The organism is Paraburkholderia sp. SECH4, from assembly GCF_030511745.1.
GTDB lineage: Bacteria > Pseudomonadota > Gammaproteobacteria > Burkholderiales > Burkholderiaceae > Paraburkholderia > Paraburkholderia madseniana.
Genome location: NZ_JALOCP010000041.1, coordinates 52,375 through 72,278, shown reverse-complemented (window position 1 = coordinate 72,278; position 19,904 = coordinate 52,375). Strand labels below are relative to the sequence as shown.

Sequence of the window (19,904 nt, the reverse complement as noted above, 5' to 3'; positions counted from 1 at the left end):
TCCTCGGCTACGTTCGCGATGACCGCCGAGCTTCATTAATCAGCGTTTCCCTAGGGCACTTCATGGAAGACGGCTTCGCGGACCATCGCCTTCGCGCGATGGTCCCCAATGTGAAGGTGATCGGGCGCGCGGTGACGCTCAAGCTACAGTCGCCCGACGCCATCCCCGTGAACCGCGCCCTCTCGCAACTCAAACCCGGCGACGTGCTGGTGATCGACATGAGCGGTAACCATACGCATGCGCCGGTCGGAGCGGTCACGGCATGTGCCGCGCTCAACGCCGGCGCGAGGGGTGTTATCGTCGACGGCGTGGTGACCGATCTCATCGAACTACGCAGCACGGGGCTGCCGGTGTTCGCGCGCGGAACATCGTTGCTCACGACCAAAAAGCGCGACACGATGTCGAGCCTGTTCAACGAGCCGGTGGTGTGCGGTGGGGTCGTGGTGCGCCCAGGCGACATCGTGCTGGCCGACGACAACGGTGTACAGTTCGCTGAAGCACTGGCCCTTACCGACGTGATCGATCTGGCGCTGGCTTCCGACCACGCGGAGCCCGCGATACTGGCTCGCCTTAACGCCAAAGCACCGCTTCACGAGGTCCTGCAATGCTTCATGTCGTAAAGTATTCACGCGGCTAATGATCAGCATTAGAACAATCAAGTTGACGGACACTGACGCGCTGACGAACACTACGCGCACTACAGCACGTGAGAACCTGGGAGTCTTCTGAAATGCAATCCACGCCCACATCCGATCGCATGAGCGACAAACCGACGCCGATCGGCGCCGAACAGCAGGTACGGGAGGAACTGGCGGCGCTCTACCGGCTGGCCGCTCACTTCCGCATGACCGACATGATCGACACGCACATCACCGCGCGCCTGCCCAGTTCACCGGGCGAGCCACCGGCATTTCTGATCAACCGCTATGGCGTGCTGTTTCACGAAATGCGCGCGTCGGACCTCGTGAAGATCGATCATCTCGGCAATGTCATCGACGAGCGGGCGCGCAGCGACCCGGCGTTGTTTCGTGTGAACGCCGCAGGGTTCACGATTCATTCGGCCATCCACGCGGCTCGCGACGATCTGCATTTCGTGATCCATACGCATACAGCCGCCGGAACAGCCGTATCGGCGCAGGAGCAGGGGCTGCTGCCGATCAGTCAGCATGCGTTGAAGTTCTACGGCAAGCTCGCTTACCACGACTACGAGGGCATCGCGCTCGAACTCGGCGAGCGCGAGCGTCTGGTGCGCGACCTCGGTTCCTGCAAGGCGATGATCCTGCGCAATCATGGCTTGCTTGCGGCAGGCGCGACGGCAGCCGAAGCGTTCCACGAGATCTATTTCCTCGAGCGGGCCTGTCAGGCGCAAATCCAGGCGCTGGCCGGCGGCAGCGCGCTGCGCATCCCGCCGCGAGAAGTGTGCGAGCTGACAGCGAGCCAGTTCGCTCGCGACGACTCCGCGGGAATTTCGGAGCTGGCGTGGCGCGCGGCGTTACGGTTGATCGACGACCCGCAATCCGACTACCGCAACTAGGCCCGTTCTCCGGTTCGATGCAATGACCAAATTAGTTCTGATGAGCCGTGACTTCGACATGTCACATCTGGTGCAGCCGATTCTGCGCGCCGCCCCTGAGTTCGATGTCGTGATGCACGGCGAGCGGTCCAGCGGCAACGCTGACATCGCCGTGTGCTGGAACCCACCGGCCGGCGCGCTGGCGGCGCTGCCGAAACTGCGGCTCGTGCATAGCATCGCTGCGGGCGTCGACAACATCCTGTCCGACCCTGCCCTGCCTGCCGTGCCGCTGTGCCGGGTCGTCGATCCGCAACACGCACGCGGCATGAGCGAATTCGTCACGTGGGGGGCGCTGCACTTCCATCGCCAGCTCGACCGCGTGCTCGCCAATCAGCGTCTTAACCGCTGGTCCCGCCACGATCAGCGTGATGCTTCCGAATGCGCCGTCGGCATCATGGGACTGGGAGAAATCGGCAGCCGCGTCGCGACGGATTTGCAGCGCTTCGGCTTCGCGGTGCGCGGCTGGGCGCGCAAGCCCCGCGAACTGCCAGGCGTGACGACCTTCGCCGGTCCCGAGCAATTCAAGCCATTCCTTCAGGGGACGGACATCCTCGTGTGTCTCTTGCCGCTCACGCACGAAACCCGCTGGATTCTCAATGCGAACATGTTCGAGCACTTACGGCCTGGCGCGAAGCTGATTCACGTCGGTCGCGGCGAACATCTGGTGCCTGCGGACCTGATCGCGGCGCTCAAGAACGGGCAGATCGGCGGTGCGATCGTCGACGTGTTTCCAACCGAACCGCTACCGCCCGAAGATCATTTGTGGCGCGCACCCAATCTGATCGTGACGCCGCACATGGCGTCGGTGGCAAGCTCGGAAACGATCGCCACGCAGGTGGCGCACAACGCGCGCAGGCTGATCCGCGGTGAACCGCTGCAGAACGTGGTGGACGTGACGCGCGGCTACTAAGCGTGAGGCTCGAGGCCAGCACCTTCCGCCTGACCATCGATGAACACATTCAGTGCATCGATAAACGCGGCTTCAGCGGCGCTCAGCTTGCGGTCCTGTGACCACAGCATGTAGATATCGAGGTCGGCCACGCCTTCATCCGGCGGCAGCCGCTGAAGGCGGCCTTCAACGATGTCGTCGCGCACGACGTGCTCCGGCAGGCAACCAATGCCGAAGCCCGCAAAAATGAAACGCCTCACCTCGGTCATGCTCGACGATGAGCCGACCACGCGCCCCGTGAAGCCCATCTCGTCACGAAAGAACGTGAGCGGCGACAGGTGGTCGCCCACTTTGTCGCCGGTGAAAGAGACGAACTTTTCGCCGGCGAGATCGGCGACCCGAAGATCGTCGCGCCCAAAGAGCGGATGATGACGTCCGCAGAAAAGTGCATACCGTTGCCGCAGAAACACGCGGCTGTCGACCCGTTTCGGTAACGCGCGCCGCGGCGTCAGTCCGAGCGTTGCGGACTTTTGCTGGAGACTGTTCACCACATCTGCGCTGCGCATTTCCTGGCTTTCGAGTTCGATGCGCGGATACGTGCGATGGAACTCGGCGAGAAACGTGTCGTAGGCCGGGAAATCGATGCCGCTGACGGTACTCACGCGCACCATGCCGGAGATATCGTGTTCGCGATCCACCTCGGCAAGCGACAGCCGCGAGATCGTGCCGTACACGTCTTCAGCAATCTGCTTCACTTCGATGCCGGCCTGCGTGACTTCGATACGCGGACCGTGACGATCCACGAGGCGCAGACCCAACTGCTCCTCCAACCGGCGCAACGCCTGGCTCACGGCGGGCTGTGTCAAGTGCAGCTTCGTCGCCGCGCGACTCACGCTGCCTTCTTTCGCAATGGCGAGAAAAGTCCGCAGCAGGTTCCAGTCGAGGCGGTCGTTGAGATAGGTGTCCGGGCGGTCTTTGCTCACGATGAGCCTCACTGGTTTCATCATCCGCCAAAATTATACTTAGGATTAGAATTAGAAATTAGACTTATCATTTTTGATTACGGATAAAGGCATCACGACGAACCCGACGCGGTCAGTACGCCGCGGCTTCAGGAGTGTGTGATGCTAAAGATCAATGGTGAGCGGCTCTGGACGAGCCTGATGAACATGGCCGCCGTCGGCGCCACGGCAGGCGGCGGTGTGCGGCGCCTCGCACTGACCGAACAGGACGCGGCCGGCCGGGCGCTTTTCTCGCAGTGGTGCGTCGAGGCGGGGTTGACGTTGTCGGTCGACCAGGTCGGCAATCTTTTCGCGCGGCGCGCCGGCAAACGGAACGACGCCGCGCCAGTAGCAAGTGGAAGCCACCTCGACACCCAACCCGAGGGCGGCCGCTTCGACGGGGTCTATGGCGTGCTCGCCGCGCTCGAAGTCGTTCGCACGCTGAACGATGCGAACATTCAAACCGATAAGCCCATCGAAATCGTCGTGTGGACCAACGAGGAAGGCGCGCGCTTCACGCCGGCCATGCTCGGTTCAGCGGCCTTCACAGGCGTCATGCCGCTCGCCCAGGCATTGAACACGCGCGACGCAGCAGGGACATCGGTCGAGCAGGCATTGCAAGCAACCGGTTATGCCGGCACGCGTGCCGTGCCCGGCATCGTCTTCGACGCCTACTTCGAAGCGCATATCGAACAGGGTCCGGTGCTCGAGGAAAGTGGCGTGCCGATCGGCGTCGTCACCGGCGGCCAGGCGATTCGCTGGCTCGATGTGCGCGTGCGTGGGCAGGCCGCGCACGCAGGCACGACACCGATGCAGTACCGCCGCGATGCGCTATTTGCGAGCGCGGAAATGGCCGCGGAACTGGAGAGCATCGCGGCAGACTTCTTCCCGCAGGGTCTCGCCACCATCGGCGAGCTGCACATACGCAACGCATCGCGCAATACGATCGCGGCGGACCTGTCGTTCACGGTGGACCTGCGCCACCCCGACGATGCGATGATCGAAAAAATGGAAGCCGCGCTGCGCGAGCGCTTCGATGTCATCGCCAGGCGCCGCCGCCTCGCAGTCGAAGTGGGGCAGCATTGGGTCAGCCCGGCTACGCCGTTCGACCCTCAATGCATTGCGGCTGTCGGCAACGCGGTAGAGGCGCTGGACTATCCGCGTCAACGCATCGTCAGCGGTGCCGGACATGACGCGATCCATCTCGCGAAACATTGTCCGACCGCGATGATTTTCATCCCCTGCGTCGACGGCCTGAGCCATAACGAAGCCGAAGACGCGTTGCCGGCAGACGTCACGCGCGGCACGGATGTGCTGCTTCACGCGATGCTTGCGCGCGCGGGGCAGGCCGTATGAACACGCATCAAACGCCGCGTCCGCCAGGCATCCGGCGCACATGGCTCTTCGTACCCGGCAACCATGCCGAGGCCCACGCGGTCGCGCTGCAAAGCGGTGCGGATGCAATCGTCGCCGACCTCGAAGAAATGACTTCACCGCAAGACCGGCCACAGGCACGCGAACGCATTGTCACGCTATTGCGCGACGCGGCTCGCGCCGGCACGTTCGGCTCGGTACGGATCAACAAACTGGAACACGACGGCCATGCCGATCTCGAAGGCGTCATGCCCGGCACCCCACGGGCGATTTTTCTGCCGCACGCGGAGAGCGCGGCTCAACTGGCCGCGCTCGACGATGCGCTGGCCGTCATCGAGCGCAAGCTGGGCATTCCGGAGGGCTCGACGGAGGTGGTTCCAGTTATCGAATCCGCAAAGGGTCTGGTCCATCTGGGAGCGCTACTTCAGGTGGGTGCACGGATAAAGTGCTGCATGCTGGCGGTCGAAGACCTGGCGGCGAATCTCGGCGCTCGCCGCACGCCGGGCGGTCACGAACTGCTTTACGCACGCAGCCGCTTTCTGATCGAGTGCGTTGCCGCCGGCTGCGTGCCGATCGATCTTCCTTGTACGTATCGATCTGCGCAGGTGCTTGGGCAGGACCTGGACATCTCCACGCAACTCGGATTCGCATCGAAAAGCGTCGTGTTTCCCGAACACGTGCCCGCGATTCACCGCGCGCTGACGCCATCCGCGGAGGACGTGCAGGCAGCGCGTGCGCTCGTCGACGCACCCGCAGCACAGCAGGCGAACCCACCCCCTGCCGGATCGGTGTGGATCGACTATCCGGAGCGCAACAACGCGCAACGGTTGATCGCGCGTGACGCGCTGCTCCGCGCCTTTGACGAAAGCGGCAATGCATAAGCGGGGCGAACATTAGCCGCCGTGATACTGAAGATTAAAAATCCGAATTTGGCGGGCGTATTTCGGCGACCCATAAAGACAGCAACCGAACCAACGCTGCGCGTTCAACAACAGGATTCCCCATGTCCCCTTCTGAACAGACTCATCAGCCCGTGCGCGCCGCCACCGCGGCTTTTATCGGCACGGCCGTCGAGTTTTACGACTACTACACCTATGCGACGGCCGCCGCGCTCGTGCTCGGCGAGGTGTTCTTCCCGAGCAGCAATCACTTTCTCAGTACGATGGCTTCGTTCGGCACGTTCTTTGTCGGCTTCATTGCGCGTCCATTGAGCGGCGCGGTGTTCGGGCATCTCGGCGACAAGCTGGGCCGCAAGAAGATGCTGCTGCTGACCATGTTCCTGATGGGGATCGCCACCACCGGCATTGGCTTGCTGCCCGGCTACGCCAGCATCGGCATCTGGGCACCGGTCTCGCTCGTGCTGTTGCGAATTCTCCAGGGTATTGCCGTGGGCGGCGAATGGGGCGGCGCGGTATTGATGGCGAGCGAGCACGCGCCAACCGGCCGCAAGACGTTCTTCGCGTCCTTTCCGCAGATGGGCAGCCCGGCCGGGTTGATTCTTTCGCTCGTGTCGTTCAGGCTCGTCACGTCTCTCGATCACGCAAGCTTCGTTGCCTGGGGTTGGCGCCTGCCGTTTCTGGCCAGCTTCGTGCTGCTGCTGATCGGCATGGCGATCCGTCTCGGCGTAAAGGAGTCACCCGAGTTCGAGCAGCTTCGCAAGAATCGCGAGGTGCTGAAGTCGCCCGTCAAGGAAGTGCTGCGCACCGCGTGGTATCCGATCGTCATGGCGGCGATGGCCACAACGATCGGCTCCGCCGGGTTCTTCTTCACCAATACGTTCATGATTTCGTATGTCACCGGTTATCTCGGCATGTCGAAATCGTTCATTCTCGATTGCCTGTTTGTCGTCACCCTCATCCAGTTGGCGTCCCAGCCGGTTTCGGCGCTGTTGGCTCAACGTGTTGGAGAGACCCGCTTTCTGACCTGCGCCGCGCTGCTATCCATGCTCACGCCCTACCCGATGTTTCTGCTCGTCCAGACACAAAATCCGGTCGCGATCGTGGCGGGTATCTCGCTCGCGGTGGTGGTGCTGTCCGCTGTCTATGCGGTCATCGCCGGTTTCATGACGCCGGCATTTCCGACGCAGGTCCGGTACTCCGGTATTTCCATCGCTTATCAACTGTGCGCGACGATCGCCGGTGGGACGACACCTTTGATCGGTACGATGCTCGCGCAGAACTACAAGGGCGAGTGGCTGCCGCTGGCGATTTTCTTCAGCGTGCTTTCGGCGGTGTCGCTGGTTGGAATCGTGGGGCTCGGGCGTTATCGCAAGGGGATACGCGCGGAGGGATCTGCCGCGATGCTTGCTAACTAAGGCGGGCCGACAGGGAGCGATCGGGGAAAATCATGTCGATTGGCAATTGCTGCGGTGGGCATGGACGCAAACCGGCCGAACGCACGCGCGCTCGTGAACCGCACGCGGGGATGCTCGAAGTGACATAATTCCCGCGTCGTTGCTTTGCAACGCGACCACTACTTTCAGGCCGCAAAACCAGGAGATTCACATGAGCAAGGGATATTGGGTGACCGCATACCGCGCGACGAAGGACCCGTCGAAACTGGCAGCGTATGCGCAACTGGCAGCGCCCGCAGTGGCAGCCGCTAACGGCAAATTCATCGTGCGCGGCGTCGCCGAAGAAGCACACGAGCAAGGTTTGAAGGAGCGGACCGTCGTGATCGAGTTTCCGACCTACGAGCAGGCCGTTGCCGCCTACGAGAGCGACGCCTACAAGAAAGCGCTTGAAGCGCTGGGCGACGGTGTCGAGCGCGATCTGCGCATCGTTCGCGGCGTCGAGTAACGATGCGTGCGCTCAGCCGGCCGCGGCGGCCTGCACGAGCGCGCCGATACCGTCGATAGCATTCATCGACTCTGCAGGTGCGCCGTGCCGCGCCTGCAGGTAGCTCGTTGCGTTATACGAGAGCCACACCCGGGTGTTGACGGTCCTGCCGCGGGTTGCCTGGAATCACGCTGGCCGGCTGGGGTCGCCGGAAACGTTCGGTTGTTCGGCCGTCGATGTTCCCTTTGCCATAACCGCGCGATGGATCGCTTCAGTCAGCGAATTGTTGATCTCGATGAGCCGGTGCATCTCATCCTGGATATTTAGAAGCGCCTCAGCGTCCTTGTAGGTCTGTAGCGCCTGCTTGTCTGAGGCTGCGGCCGCCACCTTCTGGCCCACCATGATGACTGACAGCAGCACCAACTGCAAAAAAGTCTGAGCGATCCAGGCGATCAGCGTCGACACTCCACCCTGAATGGCAGATGGCAAGCTGATAAGCGCGATCACCGCAAAGACATAGGCACACCACATCGTGCCAACCGCGTTGGTGATGACAAGGGCGATTCGCCCGTTCAGGCCCAAATGCTCCTGCACGGTCAGGTGCGGTCCGGTTTTTTCGCGTTCCTTGAGTCGCTGATTGGGAAGATGTTCGGTTTTCATTACTGGGTCCCCATTGGAGAGTGAGTAATCCGCGGCACTACGAGCGCTTCACTGCCCTGGTCTCGATTAACTCGCGCAGTGCGTCATCCACCGTCTCCTGCAGCACAAAGCGCAACTGGCTTCGTGCGTCGGCCGGGATGTCCTCGAGGTCCGACGCATTGCGCGCAGGCAGCAGCACGGTCCCAATGCCGGCGCGCAAGGCGGCAAGCACCTTTTCCTTGATGCCGCCCACTGGCAGGACAATGCCGCGCAGGCTGATCTCGCCAGTCACAGCACAATCGCTGCGCACGGCTTGCCCCATCAACAGCGATGCGATCGCAATGAACAGGGCCACCCCGGCACTAGGGCCGTCCTTTGGGACCGCGCCGGCCGGCACGTGGACATTCGAAGTCCAGCAACAGGCAACCGTGTTCGGAGTCGCGCCCGGCCAGGCGGTAGCGCCCGGCCGGAAGACGGATATGTCGCTCGAAGCGGCCATAGGGAATTTCCATGTAATGGACCGCTCCCCCGGCGAAGGCCCGAGGCAACGTCCTCTCGGCCACGACGACCAGCGTCCCGCCTTCGAGGTCCAGGCTGACCTGATCGGGAGCCACGCCGGGCAACGCCACCACGATCGCCAGCCGGCCGTCATGCTCGAACACCTCGATCGGCGGCTCCCATACCGGCACCAGCGCATGCTGACCAGCTAACCGGAAGAACTGGCGATGCAATCGCTCGGCGCGCTCAAGCGCGTCGACGGCGGCTTCCCACATCATGGTATGGCGGGTGGATGTCACGGCTGGCTCCCTGCCTGTTCTGTCAGCCCAACACTGGCTGTCCATTCATCAAAGGCCAACGGTGCACGCGTGTCAAGCAAGCGAGGGTGAATGCACCGCTCCAACTAGTCCGGTCAGCGGGTCCAGAAGTCGTATTGGACCAGTTGATTATAGTCAGCCTGGTCACGCTCGATGGAGGTCGAAATGTCGATGTACTGATCAATACGGCCGATAGTTACTATCGCCTTTTGCGCTGTTGATGTGAGCCATTGATCATGCGGAGAACGTAAAGTGGCGAGCCTTCTGCTGTGCTGCCACATCCGACGTGCTGCCTGGAGCGCCAACCCGTGGATTTGCGTGTCGAGTACAAAAGGGGGGACCGATGTCAGCCCCCTGATGAGGTTTGTAATCTACGTTAAGGAACGAAGAGTTCAATGCCAAGTGGTAGCGGATCTCCCTTCGAACCGCTTCGAATTGCAAGTGCAGCCTTCTCGCTGATCAACTCGCGGTGCCGTTCGAACTCCTGCAACAAGTCGCTTTTGTGGGCACCTGCTTGCGACAACTCCTTAAGCACTTCCCTGCTCACAATGCAGAAGTGATGGACGCTGTCGACTCTGATGCCGAACTTAACAGCCTCACCGTCATTTGCGACACTAATGCCTTCGATGTTATCAGCCATCATCGCCTCCGTTGGCAGCTAGCTGTGCAAGAAGCCTAGCACGAAATATCTAACCGTCACGGACTCTTCCGTCAACGCGCGCTGGCATCAACGGCAACGCGGATGAGCGGGATATGCCTAGTCGAAAATCAGGAAATCCTTACATCAAGCCGTATCGCGATGTCGCCGTATACCCGGTAAGGCGCCGCCAGTTCCTTGAGCGCGACACCATTTCCGCTGCAAGCGTCCCGAAGGAAACAAAGTGAATCAATTCGCGTACAGCATCCGGCTCAAGATCATTGTCGTCCTCGGTGCCTGCATCACACTGACGGCCGCGATGGGTGTGATGGCGATCCTCGGGCTCGCAACCATGTCGATCCACGAACTCCTACCGATGGACACTTACCGGTGAATCCGCAGACGTTTGTCCTACAGGCGCGGCTTTACGATCGCGTCACGGCGCTTAAAGCGCGCATGACTGAAGCGCATGATCGAGCGAAGGGGCTGATCGAGCGCGCCCAGGGTTGTCTCGCCGTGCTGGATCATCTGCGACAAAGCACCGCCGCCCTGGCAAACATTTCCCCGGGCGGTGATATCAGTCTTTTTATCGAGGAGCTGCGTCGCTCAGAAAGCGGCTGGCACGATCAGTTGCAAATGTTGAGGGCGCTGCTGACTGAACTCACGGATCAGACTCATAGCGCCTGCGGCGAGATCGAGTCGCTCGCCGTGCTTGCGCTTGGCGCGCAAACTGCCCCCGAGACGATTGCCGACGCAGAGCGCGCTGTCGAAGCGAGTGAAGCCCACTTTCAGGAGGTAAGCGCGCAACTGGAAGCGACGCAGTTGTGGTTCGAACAGTTCGACACGCAGATCAATACGATCATGGCCAGTTTGCGAAAATCGCGCTAGGTTCGGGCAAGAAGGGGGGCTATCGTGCCGCCGTTTGAACACCCGGATAAAAGCCCACAACCAGCACGATGTATGCGAGTGCCGCGAAAATACCGGCGAGGGTGCCGAGCCAGTCCCTGGCGGCTGCGCCGCGCGCGAAATGGACCGGAATCCCCACCAGCAGGTACGCGACCGAGAAAACGATCGCAACCATCAAGGGCGGGGGCGCGAACGAAACAACGACTTCGGCAAAGGGCCGCATTCGCACACCTCATAGACATCCGAAACAGCCGCGCTATCGCTGCGGCGAGTTCCGGTGCCCGATCACTCGGGGCTATCGCGCGCTGAGAATATCCGCCGAACCGCGCGCGATGCCCGGGTAGCAGACAGACCGGTTAATGAAGCTGTTCCACGAGGGCATCAGCGCCCTTGTCGAGGCCGGTCTTCGCGGCACTCAAGGAACCAAAGGCTGCCGGCAGATTCATGGCATTCGGATACTGCTTCGAAACGTATGCCTTCAGCAGACGGCCGCTGGGACCGTCAAAGACCTCGACTGAGTAAGTAACCGAGCCGCTGAATGCACCCTGCCCGCCGCGGATTGCCTGTACGCCGTTATAGAGATTGCCCGCAAGGTCGAAATGCATGACCTGTCCGACAAGTAACGTCGTCTTTTCGGCGCCGGTGAGTGTCAGCTTGATCCGCAGCGTATTCGGGCCGGCCTGGTTCGCAACGCTGAACCGTTTCGCGAGTTTTTCGGAGAACGTCTTCCCCATGTAATCGGCGAGCGCCGCCTTGTCGGCTTCCTTCAGGTCGCCGAACTGGTTGTCGCTCCCTTGGTACACGGTGACCGGGTCCAGTATCACCTGCGTGTATTGAGGCCAGGCAACTGAAGTGGCGTACTTGTAGGGAACCTTGCCTGAGTCGTCATCGCGGTTCTGCTTCAACTGCGACGACGATGCGATACCCGTGTAGGCCACCGGTTGCACGCCGGCACACGCCGTCAGGGTTAGCACCGCTACTCCGGTGAAAAGAAGCGGGACTAGTTTGTTCTTGAACATTTAGGTTTCCTCGAAAGCCCAGTTAAGTGCCAGGTGGCGCTCAGTTCAGGCGAGAACTGATCAGGCCGCCACAGTAGCATCGACACAATAAGATGTAAACCGTCCAGACGGTCTGTACATTAAAAAACCGAGCGCGTACAATTACGCTTTGTCAGGAGACCGCCTGCTCCGTGGGCGGTACGCAGGGCCATTCGCCAGCAGTGTGTTGCAGCCGGCTATTTGTCCACACACAGAAGAGAGGCGCGCCAGCGATCAGGTGCGCGCTGCAATCGTCGCAACGTCATCAATATCGATAATGGATAACCAGACCCGCTCGGAGATTTCCCGCAAAAAGGCGATTGCTGCCGCTTTCACCATCCTCACCCGAGATGGTGTTGGAGGGCTTACGTTCGATTCGCTGTCGCGTGAGAGTGGTATCAGCAAGGGTGGACTGCTTCATCAGTTCCGCACGAAGCACGGCGTGCTGTGCGCGCTGTTGGAACAGCATCAGATTCAGTTCGAGCAAATCGGACGCGAATATATGGCGAAGGAAGGCGCATCGAAGGCTGAACCAACGCTTGCAGCCCAGATTGCAATGTATCGGGAATCCTCGAATCAACCGCATTCCGTGGCACGGGCCATTCTTGCAGCGCTCGTCGAGAGTCCTGAATTACTCGAAAGCATCAAGGCGTCTGACACGGCAAAAATGAAGGCGTTGCAGGACGAGGCGCCTGACCTCGAATTGTCATTGTTGCGATACTTTGCGGCCAGCGGTCTCGCATTTCATTCCTTGATGGGACTGTCGCAATTGAGCAATTCGGCACGGAACAGACTATTCGATCGTCTTCTTGACGAAGAGAGCTGGCCGGCGCAGATTCCACAACCCAAGCCTCGTAAGCGGTCAGCCCGCTAACCGCCGCTGGCGCGCAGGGAACGCGTGATCGGCGAGCGTTGACTGATTAGCCACGCTGCGCCGAACGCGCCGTTCAATACAGCGTGACCGCGTACCAATCACCTCTCGGTTAGGTGATCGGTGGCGTTTTCACACGCCCCAGGTCGTGGATCGCCTCGACCCGTTGCGTCGCGAGCACAACACTTCGAACGCGTGCGCATTGCCCTGGTTGCAGTGACACTGCCCGCATAATACAAACCGTCTATCCGGTTTACATGTAGTATTTGCAGTGCTAAGCTGAGCCCTCACCTGAATCGTCAGCTCTGGGACCTCCCAGAAAGACACGTGTGAAGGCAACGGCCAATCGGGCCCAGCCCCGTCGAGTTAGCCGATGTCTACTCCCTTACGACCCTCACCCCGAAAGTCAGCTTGGGGCGTTTCTGGATCGTGTTTCCACGAGCGGATGCAGAAGATGAATAGAGACAACTTGTTCGCATGTCACGAATGTGACTTCCTTCAGCGAGAAACGCCGCTAGTTGAGCGCGGTGCTGCGCGATGTCAACGATGTGGTGCTGCGCTCTACCGATACCGAAACGTGCCGACGTCGCACGAGTGGGCACTGGCGTTCACCTTGGCCGCGGCGATTCTCTTCGCTGTTGCCAACCGCTTTCCGATCTTTGAACTCTGGGTCAATGGGGCATCTGTCGAAACCACCCTTTTCGGCGCCACTTCCGCGCTTTACGCAGATGGCATGTGGCCGATCGCAGGCCTTGTGTTCGTGACAACACTCCTGATGCCTTCATTGAACATCGCAGCGGTGATCTATCTTCTCCTGCCGTTGCATACGGGCAGATTTCCTCACAAACCTGAAATCGTTCTTCGCGTGCTGCGGCACGTTGCGCCATGGGGAATGATCGAGGTGTTGATGGTCGGCATGCTGATCGCGCTCGTCAAACTCCAGCACATCGCGACAGTCGTACCCGGGGTGGGTGCGTGGGCGTTCGGAGCCGTGATGATTCTGCTTGCCGCGGCGACTGTTGCGTTTAACCCCCGTGAACTATGGGCCCGAATCGACACGATGCGAGGCGACGCCGACATGTCACACGCGCAGAATGCAAGCATCACGGCAGCAACCGCCGCGCGCGCAGGTCTGTTCGCCTGTCACGATTGCGGCCTGCTCTCAAAGCCGCTGTTCCCCCATGTCCACGCCGGAATCTGCCCACGTTGTGGCGCGGTGCTGCACTCGCGCAAGCCCAATAGTCTGGGTCGCACGTGGGCATTCCTGTTCGCCGCGATGATCCTTTACATCCCCGCCATTCTCCTGCCGGTCATGGTCACCAGTACCTTATTTGGCGCCCGCTCCGACACGATCCTGAGCGGCATCGTGTTGCTCTGGACCTCCGGATCGTGGTTGCTGGCAATAATCGTTTTCATCGCAAGCATCGTGGTGCCCGTGCTCAAGATTCTTTCGTTAGCCTATCTCGCGTGGAGTACCCAGTTGCGCTCTCCGCGAATTCCTCACCAACGCACGCGTATTTATCGATTGATTGAGTTTGTCGGTCGCTGGTCGATGCTCGATATCTACGTGATCACCATCCTTGTCGCGTTCGTGCAATTCGGTTCGATCGCAACAATCGACGCGGGTTCCGGATCGATTGCCTTCGGCGCGGTGGTTGTACTGACCATGTTCGCGGCGTTGTCGTTCGACCCGCGGCTCATCTGGGACGCAGTGGAGTCAGAACGTGAATGAATTGTCCGGACAGAAAGAGGATCAGGATACATCCGGTTTTCCGAGCGCCGTTGCTGTCAAACATTCGAAGTGGCGCATGCAACTCGTGTGGCTGGTGCCCATTGTCGCCGTGCTGATCGCTGGTTGGCTGGCCGTGAAGTCCGTCATGCAAACAGGCCCGACCATCACGATCAGGTTTTCCACTGGCGAAGGTATTGAGGCCGGCAAGACGAAGATCAAGTTCAAGAACGTCGATGTTGGCGTAATCAGGAACGTTGAACTCTCCGACGATCACAAGACGGTGCTTGCAAGCGCAGAAATGTCCCGCAACGCGTCCAGCATGCTTGTCGACGATACCCGCTTCTGGGTCGTTCGGCCGCGTATATCGGGCGGCACGGTATCGGGCATCGGTACATTGTTGTCTGGTTCCCACGTCGGAATGGATATCGGTACATCGCAAAAGGCGCGACGCGATTTCGTCGGACTCGAGTCACCGCCAGTACTCGCTTCCGGTGCGCCGGGGCGGGAGTTCGTGCTTAAAAGTGAAAACCTCGGCTCACTCGATATCGGTTCGCCGGTGTTTTTCAGAAGGCTTCAGGTTGGCCAGATCGTCTCCTACGCGCTCGATCCCGAAGGCGCGGGGATGATCGTACACGTCTTTGTCAACGCGCCTTACGACAAGTACGTGACGAACGACACCCGCTTCTGGCATGCAAGCGGCGTCGATGTGACCGTGGATACGACCGGCGTGAAGGTGGACACCGAATCATTGGTATCGATTCTGATTGGTGGCCTTGCATTCGAGAGTCCACCCGACACAAAGACTGGGGTTGAAGCCGATGCCCTGCACCAGTACCCGCTTTTCCTCAATCGAACAGAAGCGATGAAGCGGCATGACTCAATCACCGATAAGTACGTGTTGAACTTCAAGGAGTCTGTGCGTGGGCTCACCGTGGGAGCACCCATCGACTTCCGCGGGATCGTCATCGGCGAGGTATCGGCGATCAACACACACTTCGATCCGGCTACGCGGGAATTCAGCATTCCGGTCGAAGTCAACATTTTCCCGGAGCGCCTCATTCCACGCGACGAATGGAAAGACCAAGGTGGTCAAATATCCTCGGCTCGAAAGGAATTCGCGGACTACCTGATCTCAAAGGGGCTGCGGGCACAACTGAGGACAGCGAGCCTGCTGACCGGACAACTGTACATCGCAATCGATTTCTTCCCCTCCGCGCCGAAAGTGACCATGGACTGGAGTAAAAAGACGCCGCAACTGCCTACGGTGCCAGGCAATCTGCAGGGGCTTCAGGAATCGATTACCGATCTCGTCGCGAAGCTGAACCGTATTCCGTTTGAAGGAATAGCCACAGACTTGCGCAAGACACTGGGTGACGCGGACACGCTGTTGAATACGATCAATACGGATATTGCACCTGACGCAAAAACGACGATGGCCGCAGCCCGTGAAGCACTCGCGTCCGTGAATCGCACGATGCAAAGCGATTCGCCACTTCAGCAAAGCACCGCCGACACCATGCGCGAGGTCTCGCGGGCTGCCGCCTCGATCCGTTCGCTTGCGGAATACCTCGAACGTCATCCCGAAGCGCTGATCCGCGGCAAAACCGAGGACAAGCCATGAGCCGACGTTCAGCATTACCTGTGTCGATGATTGCGCTTGTTCTTGCCACTGGATGCGCAACGTCGCCGACGCCGGCGTTCTACACATTGAGCCCTGTCCAGCATATTGAACAGTCGCCAGGCGCTAGTCCAATTGCAATCGCAATAGATCTGGTTACGGTTCCCGAACTGGTCGATCGTTCGCAAATAGTCACGAAGCTCGACGCGAACCGCGTCCGTATCGACGAGTTTGCGCGCTGGGCCGATCCATTGAAGAGTCAGATTCCCCGCGTACTCGCTGCGGATCTGGCGGAGATCATTCCAGGGGCGATCGTATCGACTTTTCCTCAGCGCGCGAATGACAACGCCTACCGCGTAACGGTTGACGTGCAGAACTTCGATTCATCGGCGGACGGTACGGTGATGCTGGCCGTTATCTGGTCGGTGCGTCCTCCAAACGGAGGAAAGCAGATTGCAGGACGTTCTTTCGTCCATGAGACCGCTGTCGGGTCAGGTTACGACGGCTTGGTCAAAGCGCACAGCCGAGCTCTGTTGTCCGTGGCGAAGGATATCGCTGCGGCGACGCAATCGGCTTTGCGGTTATGAAAGCGCCAGGTGCGCGCTTTCGCGTCAGGAGAATACGCTCGCTAGTTCTTTATGAAGATCACAAGGTAGATTGGAACCCGTCGCCCTGCCATGCCGAAGTGGATAGCGCAGCGACCGGCACTACGTTAGCACCGGTCGCTGCGTCGTTCAGGCCGTACTTGCGTGAAGGGAGTCAAATACCGGAATCCGCCCTTCCTGGTCTGGATGGTGAGGTGCAGAATTACGCCGCCTGCGTTTCAGCATGGAACGGATAGTCGGTGTAACCGCGTGCGTCGCCACCATAAAAAGTACTACGGTCGTACTGGTTGAGTGGCAGATTCAACCGCAGGCGCTCCGGCAGATCGGGGTTGGCGATGAAGTGGCGGCCAAACGCTACGATGTCCGCGTGGCCCGCTTCGATGATCGCGTCCGCAGTCTCTTTCGTGAAACCGCCTGCAGCGATTAGCGTGCCGGTGAACTTCGGCCGCAGATGGCGCGCCGCGACCGGATCGTGAACTTCGCCGATCGTCTCCGTGCCCTTGATGCGCGGCTCGACCACGTGGAGATAGCCGATGCCACGCTTGTCCAACTGCTCCGTCACGTAACCGAAGGTGGTTTCCGGATCGCTGTCATACATCGAGCCATAGGTGCCGCTCGGTGCAATGCGCACGCCAACCCGATCCGCTCCCCACACCGAAATCAGTGCGTCCGTCACTTCGAGGAAGAAGCGGGCGCGATTTTCAATCGGTCCACCGTACTCGTCGGTGCGAGCATTCGAACCGTCCTGGAGAAACTGGTCCGGCAAGTAGCCGTTTGCGCCGTGCAGCTCGACACCGTCGAAGCCCGCGCGCAGTGCCCGCTCGGCACCTCTGCGGAAGTCCTCGATAATGGCGGGGATTTCGTGCAACTCAAGTGCACGGGGCATCGAGAATTCGACTTCGCCGTTCACCGAATACGCATGGCCTTCAGCTCTCAGCGCAGACGGAGCGACGGGCGCCACACCACCAGGCTGAAGATCGGGGTGAGACTGACGGCCAACATGCCACAACTGCAGGAAGATGCGAGCGCCTTTGGCGTGCACGGCATCCGTGATCCGGCGCCACCCTGCAATCTGATCGTCGGAGTAGATTCCCGGGGCCATTGCATAGCCGTAGCCTTGTACCGAAACGGGGGTTGCCTCAGTGACGATGAGACCACCTTCGGTTGCGCGCTGCGTGTAGTACTCAACCATCAGATCGCCCGGCACGTCGCCGGGCTCCGAACGCATGCGTGTCAATGGCGCCATCGCGACGCGATGGGAAAGCGTGTAGGGGCCCACTTTGACGGCTGAAAACAGCTTGCTCATGGAGTTACTCCTTGCGGATCAGTTAGCACCGGCTTGCGGTACGAGTGCGGTAACACGTTCGATGGCTCTTGCAACTGTCGGGCGAGCCACAACGGCGATTTGCTGTCAGACGAGTTCCTGGTAGCGGTTCGCCGGACACAGAAACATCGTCGTTGAATTGAACGGGCCAGGGTAGGCAGCGCGACTGCATAACACTCATTCCCTTGGGGCATATCGGCAGGACTTCATCCCGGTCGGTGAACATCTGATGGCGCAAGGGAAGTCGCTGAGGATAAGAACGCGTTACCGTATGCCTGTGCGGCATGAGTGTTATGCCGACGCTACGGAAAACAACGTGGCGCGGTGGTGTATCTTCCGGCAAGCAGGTTTCGTCGCGCGTGTTTGACGGTGCGACGCTCGAGCCCCAGACATCCGTTCCAGGAGGGACGACCGTGGACCGACTAACAGCGATGGAGACGTTTGTGTGTGTGGTGGAGTCCGGCTCTTTTTCGGCGGCAGCGCGGTTACTGAACGTGGGGCAGCCCGCCGTTTCCAAGTCCATCGCGCAACTCGAAGAGCGGCTCGCGGTTCGACTGCTGCTTCGCTCGACGCGCGGGCTGACGCCGACCGAAGCAGGCCACGCATTTTACGAGCGCGCAAAGCGGGCGATCGAAGAGGCGGACGAAGCGGAGGTTGCGGCAAGAGGATCGGCTGGCGCCCTCTCGGGTCGTCTCAGGATTTCAGCAGCGGTGACCTTTGCGCGAATTCACATCCTTCCGCGGCTTCAGACATTTCTTGATCGACACCCTGAACTCAACATCGACATTGTGCTCGACGATGAAAACATCGATCTGCTGGAGCGCGGCATCGACGTTGCACTCAGGATGGGGGTGCTTGGCGACTCGAACATGACTGCACGCAAGGTCGGTCACGGTCGGCGTTGCGTCGTCGGCACGCCAGCGTGGTTCGCAAAAGCCGGCGAACCGCGGGTCCCTGCGGATCTGCTATCGCATCAGGCGATCGTGTATGAGCAGGGCGGCGGCGGAAGCGTGTGGTCGTTCAAGCAAGGCAATTCGGAAACGTCAATTGTCGTCGCCGGGCGCGTCCGCGTGAACGCCGCGGAAGGCGTGCGCGCGGCCGTGCTCGCCGACATGGGCGTCGCGATCGCTTCGGAATGGATGTTCACGCCGGAACTCGCAAGTGGTGCCGTCAAACGCGTGCTGCCCGACTGGGAATTGCCGGGTATCGACCTGTGGGCAGTTTTTCCCAGTGGGCGCATGGTCAGTGCAAAGGCACGCGCTTTCGTTGCCTGGATTGAGGAGATATTCGGCCCTCAGATTGACGCCTTGCCAATCGAAGCGCCGCCATCGACAAACAACGTTTGACCCGTAATGAAAGCAGCGTCATCGGACAGCAGGAAAGTGATGGCTGCAGCAATCTCGTCTGGCTTGCCGAAGCGTTTCATTGGGACGGCGGCGAGATAGCGCTGCTCCCCTTCGCTTCCTGGCGCGTTGTTGGCTCTAAACAGTTCGGTTTCCGTGGGACCGGGTGCGACGGAATTGACTGTGATGCCAGTGGTCGCCAGCTCAAGCGCCCAGGAGCGCGAAAAACTCACCAGGGCGGACTTGGCGGCGGCATAAGCCGTGCGCTCCACGATGCCAAGGACAGTGAGGCTCGTTATGTTGACGATTCGCCCCCAGCCTTGGGCGCTCATATTGGGCAGGAGTGCTTGCGCCGCCTGTACAGCCGGATGCAGATTGACCGACATGACGGAGTCGAGCGTGTCCAGATCGATGGCGCCCAGCCTCTGCGGTTTGACCAGCCCAACGTTATTGACCAGGCCGTCGAACTTGTATTCCGCCACAAGCCTATCGAGCACAGCCTGCGTTTTCACGCGGTCGGACAGGTCGACAGGCACGAGCGTTCCTGGGAAGCCAGGGTCGTCTGCCTGGCGTGCCAGTCCCACAACCCGGTGCCCGTCTGCGTTCAGCCGCGCTGCGACGGCTCTGCCGATGCCTTTGCTGGCACCGGTTACAAGAAAAGTGCGTGATTTCATATTGCCTCGATGTTGATGTACCAGCTTGCCTGTCCAATCGTTCCCGACGGTTCACGGCCGGGAACGAAACAGGACCGAATCAGGACCGA

At 60.3% G+C, this 19,904-nt stretch carries 22 protein-coding genes and 1 pseudogene; 14 read left to right on the top strand and 9 right to left on the bottom strand.

From position 1 onward, the window contains the following. The 3 genes from M0D67_RS35190 to M0D67_RS35180 form a co-directional block, all read left to right on the top strand. Positions 1 to 620, top strand: a 620-nt coding sequence (locus M0D67_RS35190) for an RraA family protein (RefSeq protein WP_308112627.1), incomplete at its 5' end; no start/stop codon positions are given. Between the two features lie 137 nt (positions 621 to 757). Next, the gene (locus M0D67_RS35185; RefSeq protein WP_266241638.1) at positions 758 to 1,534 is read left to right on the top strand and encodes a class II aldolase/adducin family protein; all 777 of its coding nucleotides are present in this window, start codon (positions 758 to 760) and stop codon (positions 1,532 to 1,534) included. Positions 1,535 to 1,556: 22 nt separating this feature from the next. Further along, positions 1,557 to 2,483 carry a glyoxylate/hydroxypyruvate reductase A gene (locus M0D67_RS35180; RefSeq protein WP_266241630.1) on the top strand — a complete coding sequence of 309 codons (927 nt, stop codon included), beginning with the start codon at positions 1,557 to 1,559 and terminating at the stop codon, positions 2,481 to 2,483. Here the strand turns inward: M0D67_RS35180 and M0D67_RS35175 are convergent. Beyond that, positions 2,480 to 3,445: a LysR family transcriptional regulator gene (locus M0D67_RS35175; protein ID WP_266241628.1), complete on the bottom strand. Its 966-nt coding sequence runs from the start codon at positions 3,443 to 3,445 to the stop codon at positions 2,480 to 2,482. The two genes, M0D67_RS35180 and M0D67_RS35175, sit on opposite strands and share 4 nt — an antisense overlap. A gap of 141 nt (positions 3,446 to 3,586) precedes the next feature. On the opposite strand from M0D67_RS35175, the gene M0D67_RS35170 reads away from it, so the two are divergent. From M0D67_RS35170 to M0D67_RS35155, 4 genes are all read left to right on the top strand, one after another. Next, a complete protein-coding gene (locus M0D67_RS35170) occupies positions 3,587 to 4,819 on the top strand; it encodes a Zn-dependent hydrolase (protein ID WP_154562522.1) in 1,233 nt (410 codons plus the stop codon). Then, positions 4,816 to 5,718 (top strand): CoA ester lyase, encoded by a 903-nt coding sequence (locus tag M0D67_RS35165; RefSeq protein ID WP_266241626.1) that lies wholly within the window; start codon positions 4,816 to 4,818, stop codon positions 5,716 to 5,718. Before M0D67_RS35170 ends, M0D67_RS35165 begins: the two co-directional genes overlap by 4 nt. A gap of 122 nt (positions 5,719 to 5,840) precedes the next feature. Next, positions 5,841 to 7,151 (top strand): MFS transporter, encoded by a 1,311-nt coding sequence (locus tag M0D67_RS35160; RefSeq protein WP_266241624.1) that lies wholly within the window; start codon positions 5,841 to 5,843, stop codon positions 7,149 to 7,151. 190 nt (positions 7,152 to 7,341) lie between these two features. After that, complete coding sequence (locus tag M0D67_RS35155; protein ID WP_154562529.1) at positions 7,342 to 7,635, top strand: DUF1330 domain-containing protein; 294 nt, start codon at positions 7,342 to 7,344, stop codon at positions 7,633 to 7,635. Between the two features lie 165 nt (positions 7,636 to 7,800). Here M0D67_RS35155 and M0D67_RS35150 read toward each other — a convergent pair whose 3' ends face one another. From M0D67_RS35150 to M0D67_RS35135, 4 genes and pseudogenes are all read right to left on the bottom strand, one after another. Then, the gene (locus M0D67_RS35150) at positions 7,801 to 8,274 is read right to left on the bottom strand and encodes a hypothetical protein (RefSeq protein WP_154562532.1); all 474 of its coding nucleotides are present in this window, start codon (positions 8,272 to 8,274) and stop codon (positions 7,801 to 7,803) included. 37 nt (positions 8,275 to 8,311) lie between these two features. After that, positions 8,312 to 8,659, bottom strand: a pseudogene (locus M0D67_RS35145) (S16 family serine protease); the annotation flags it as partial. After that, positions 8,616 to 9,050, bottom strand: a complete 435-nt coding sequence (locus tag M0D67_RS35140; protein WP_233464945.1) for an Hsp20/alpha crystallin family protein — start codon at positions 9,048 to 9,050, stop codon at positions 8,616 to 8,618. The pseudogene M0D67_RS35145 and the gene M0D67_RS35140, both read right to left, overlap by 44 nt. Positions 9,051 to 9,444: 394 nt before the next feature. Next, on the bottom strand, positions 9,445 to 9,708 hold the full coding sequence (locus M0D67_RS35135; protein ID WP_166618231.1) for a DUF1488 family protein: 264 nt from the start codon (positions 9,706 to 9,708) through the stop codon (positions 9,445 to 9,447). A gap of 241 nt (positions 9,709 to 9,949) precedes the next feature. On the opposite strand from M0D67_RS35135, the gene M0D67_RS35130 reads away from it, so the two are divergent. Further along, complete coding sequence (locus tag M0D67_RS35130; protein ID WP_154562537.1) at positions 9,950 to 10,099, top strand: hypothetical protein; 150 nt, start codon at positions 9,950 to 9,952, stop codon at positions 10,097 to 10,099. Further along, entirely contained in the window at positions 10,096 to 10,593 is a 498-nt protein-coding gene (locus tag M0D67_RS35125; protein WP_154562539.1) for a hypothetical protein, read from the top strand. The genes M0D67_RS35130 and M0D67_RS35125 overlap by 4 nt, the downstream gene beginning before the upstream one ends. A gap of 19 nt (positions 10,594 to 10,612) precedes the next feature. On the opposite strand, the gene M0D67_RS35120 is transcribed toward M0D67_RS35125, so the two are convergent. After that, on the bottom strand, positions 10,613 to 10,834 hold the full coding sequence (locus tag M0D67_RS35120) for a hypothetical protein (protein WP_266241620.1): 222 nt from the start codon (positions 10,832 to 10,834) through the stop codon (positions 10,613 to 10,615). A gap of 133 nt (positions 10,835 to 10,967) precedes the next feature. Next, positions 10,968 to 11,630 carry a DUF3313 domain-containing protein gene (locus M0D67_RS35115; protein ID WP_154562543.1) on the bottom strand — a complete coding sequence of 221 codons (663 nt, stop codon included), beginning with the start codon at positions 11,628 to 11,630 and terminating at the stop codon, positions 10,968 to 10,970. Positions 11,631 to 11,925: 295 nt separating this feature from the next. On the opposite strand from M0D67_RS35115, the gene M0D67_RS35110 reads away from it, so the two are divergent. From M0D67_RS35110 to M0D67_RS35095, 4 genes are all read left to right on the top strand, one after another. Beyond that, entirely contained in the window at positions 11,926 to 12,522 is a 597-nt protein-coding gene (locus M0D67_RS35110; protein ID WP_154562545.1) for a TetR/AcrR family transcriptional regulator, read from the top strand. Positions 12,523 to 12,973: 451 nt separating this feature from the next. Continuing rightward, entirely contained in the window at positions 12,974 to 14,251 is a 1,278-nt protein-coding gene (locus M0D67_RS35105; RefSeq protein WP_266241618.1) for a paraquat-inducible protein A, read from the top strand. 76 nt (positions 14,252 to 14,327) lie between these two features. Then, positions 14,328 to 15,872: an intermembrane transport protein PqiB gene (locus M0D67_RS35100; protein WP_266241636.1), complete on the top strand. Its 1,545-nt coding sequence runs from the start codon at positions 14,328 to 14,330 to the stop codon at positions 15,870 to 15,872. A gap of 26 nt (positions 15,873 to 15,898) precedes the next feature. Continuing rightward, on the top strand, positions 15,899 to 16,456 hold the full coding sequence (locus tag M0D67_RS35095) for a membrane integrity-associated transporter subunit PqiC (protein ID WP_154562569.1): 558 nt from the start codon (positions 15,899 to 15,901) through the stop codon (positions 16,454 to 16,456). 220 nt (positions 16,457 to 16,676) lie between these two features. On the opposite strand, the gene M0D67_RS35090 is transcribed toward M0D67_RS35095, so the two are convergent. Then, positions 16,677 to 17,780: an alkene reductase gene (locus M0D67_RS35090; RefSeq protein WP_266241616.1), complete on the bottom strand. Its 1,104-nt coding sequence runs from the start codon at positions 17,778 to 17,780 to the stop codon at positions 16,677 to 16,679. A gap of 431 nt (positions 17,781 to 18,211) precedes the next feature. Here M0D67_RS35090 and M0D67_RS35085 point away from each other — a divergent pair, with 431 nt between their 5' ends. Then, positions 18,212 to 19,144: a LysR family transcriptional regulator gene (locus M0D67_RS35085; protein WP_266241614.1), complete on the top strand. Its 933-nt coding sequence runs from the start codon at positions 18,212 to 18,214 to the stop codon at positions 19,142 to 19,144. Here the strand turns inward: M0D67_RS35085 and M0D67_RS35080 are convergent. After that, on the bottom strand, positions 19,093 to 19,815 hold the full coding sequence (locus tag M0D67_RS35080; protein WP_266241612.1) for an SDR family oxidoreductase: 723 nt from the start codon (positions 19,813 to 19,815) through the stop codon (positions 19,093 to 19,095). The two genes, M0D67_RS35085 and M0D67_RS35080, sit on opposite strands and share 52 nt — an antisense overlap. Between the last annotated feature and the right edge of the window lie 89 nt (positions 19,816 to 19,904).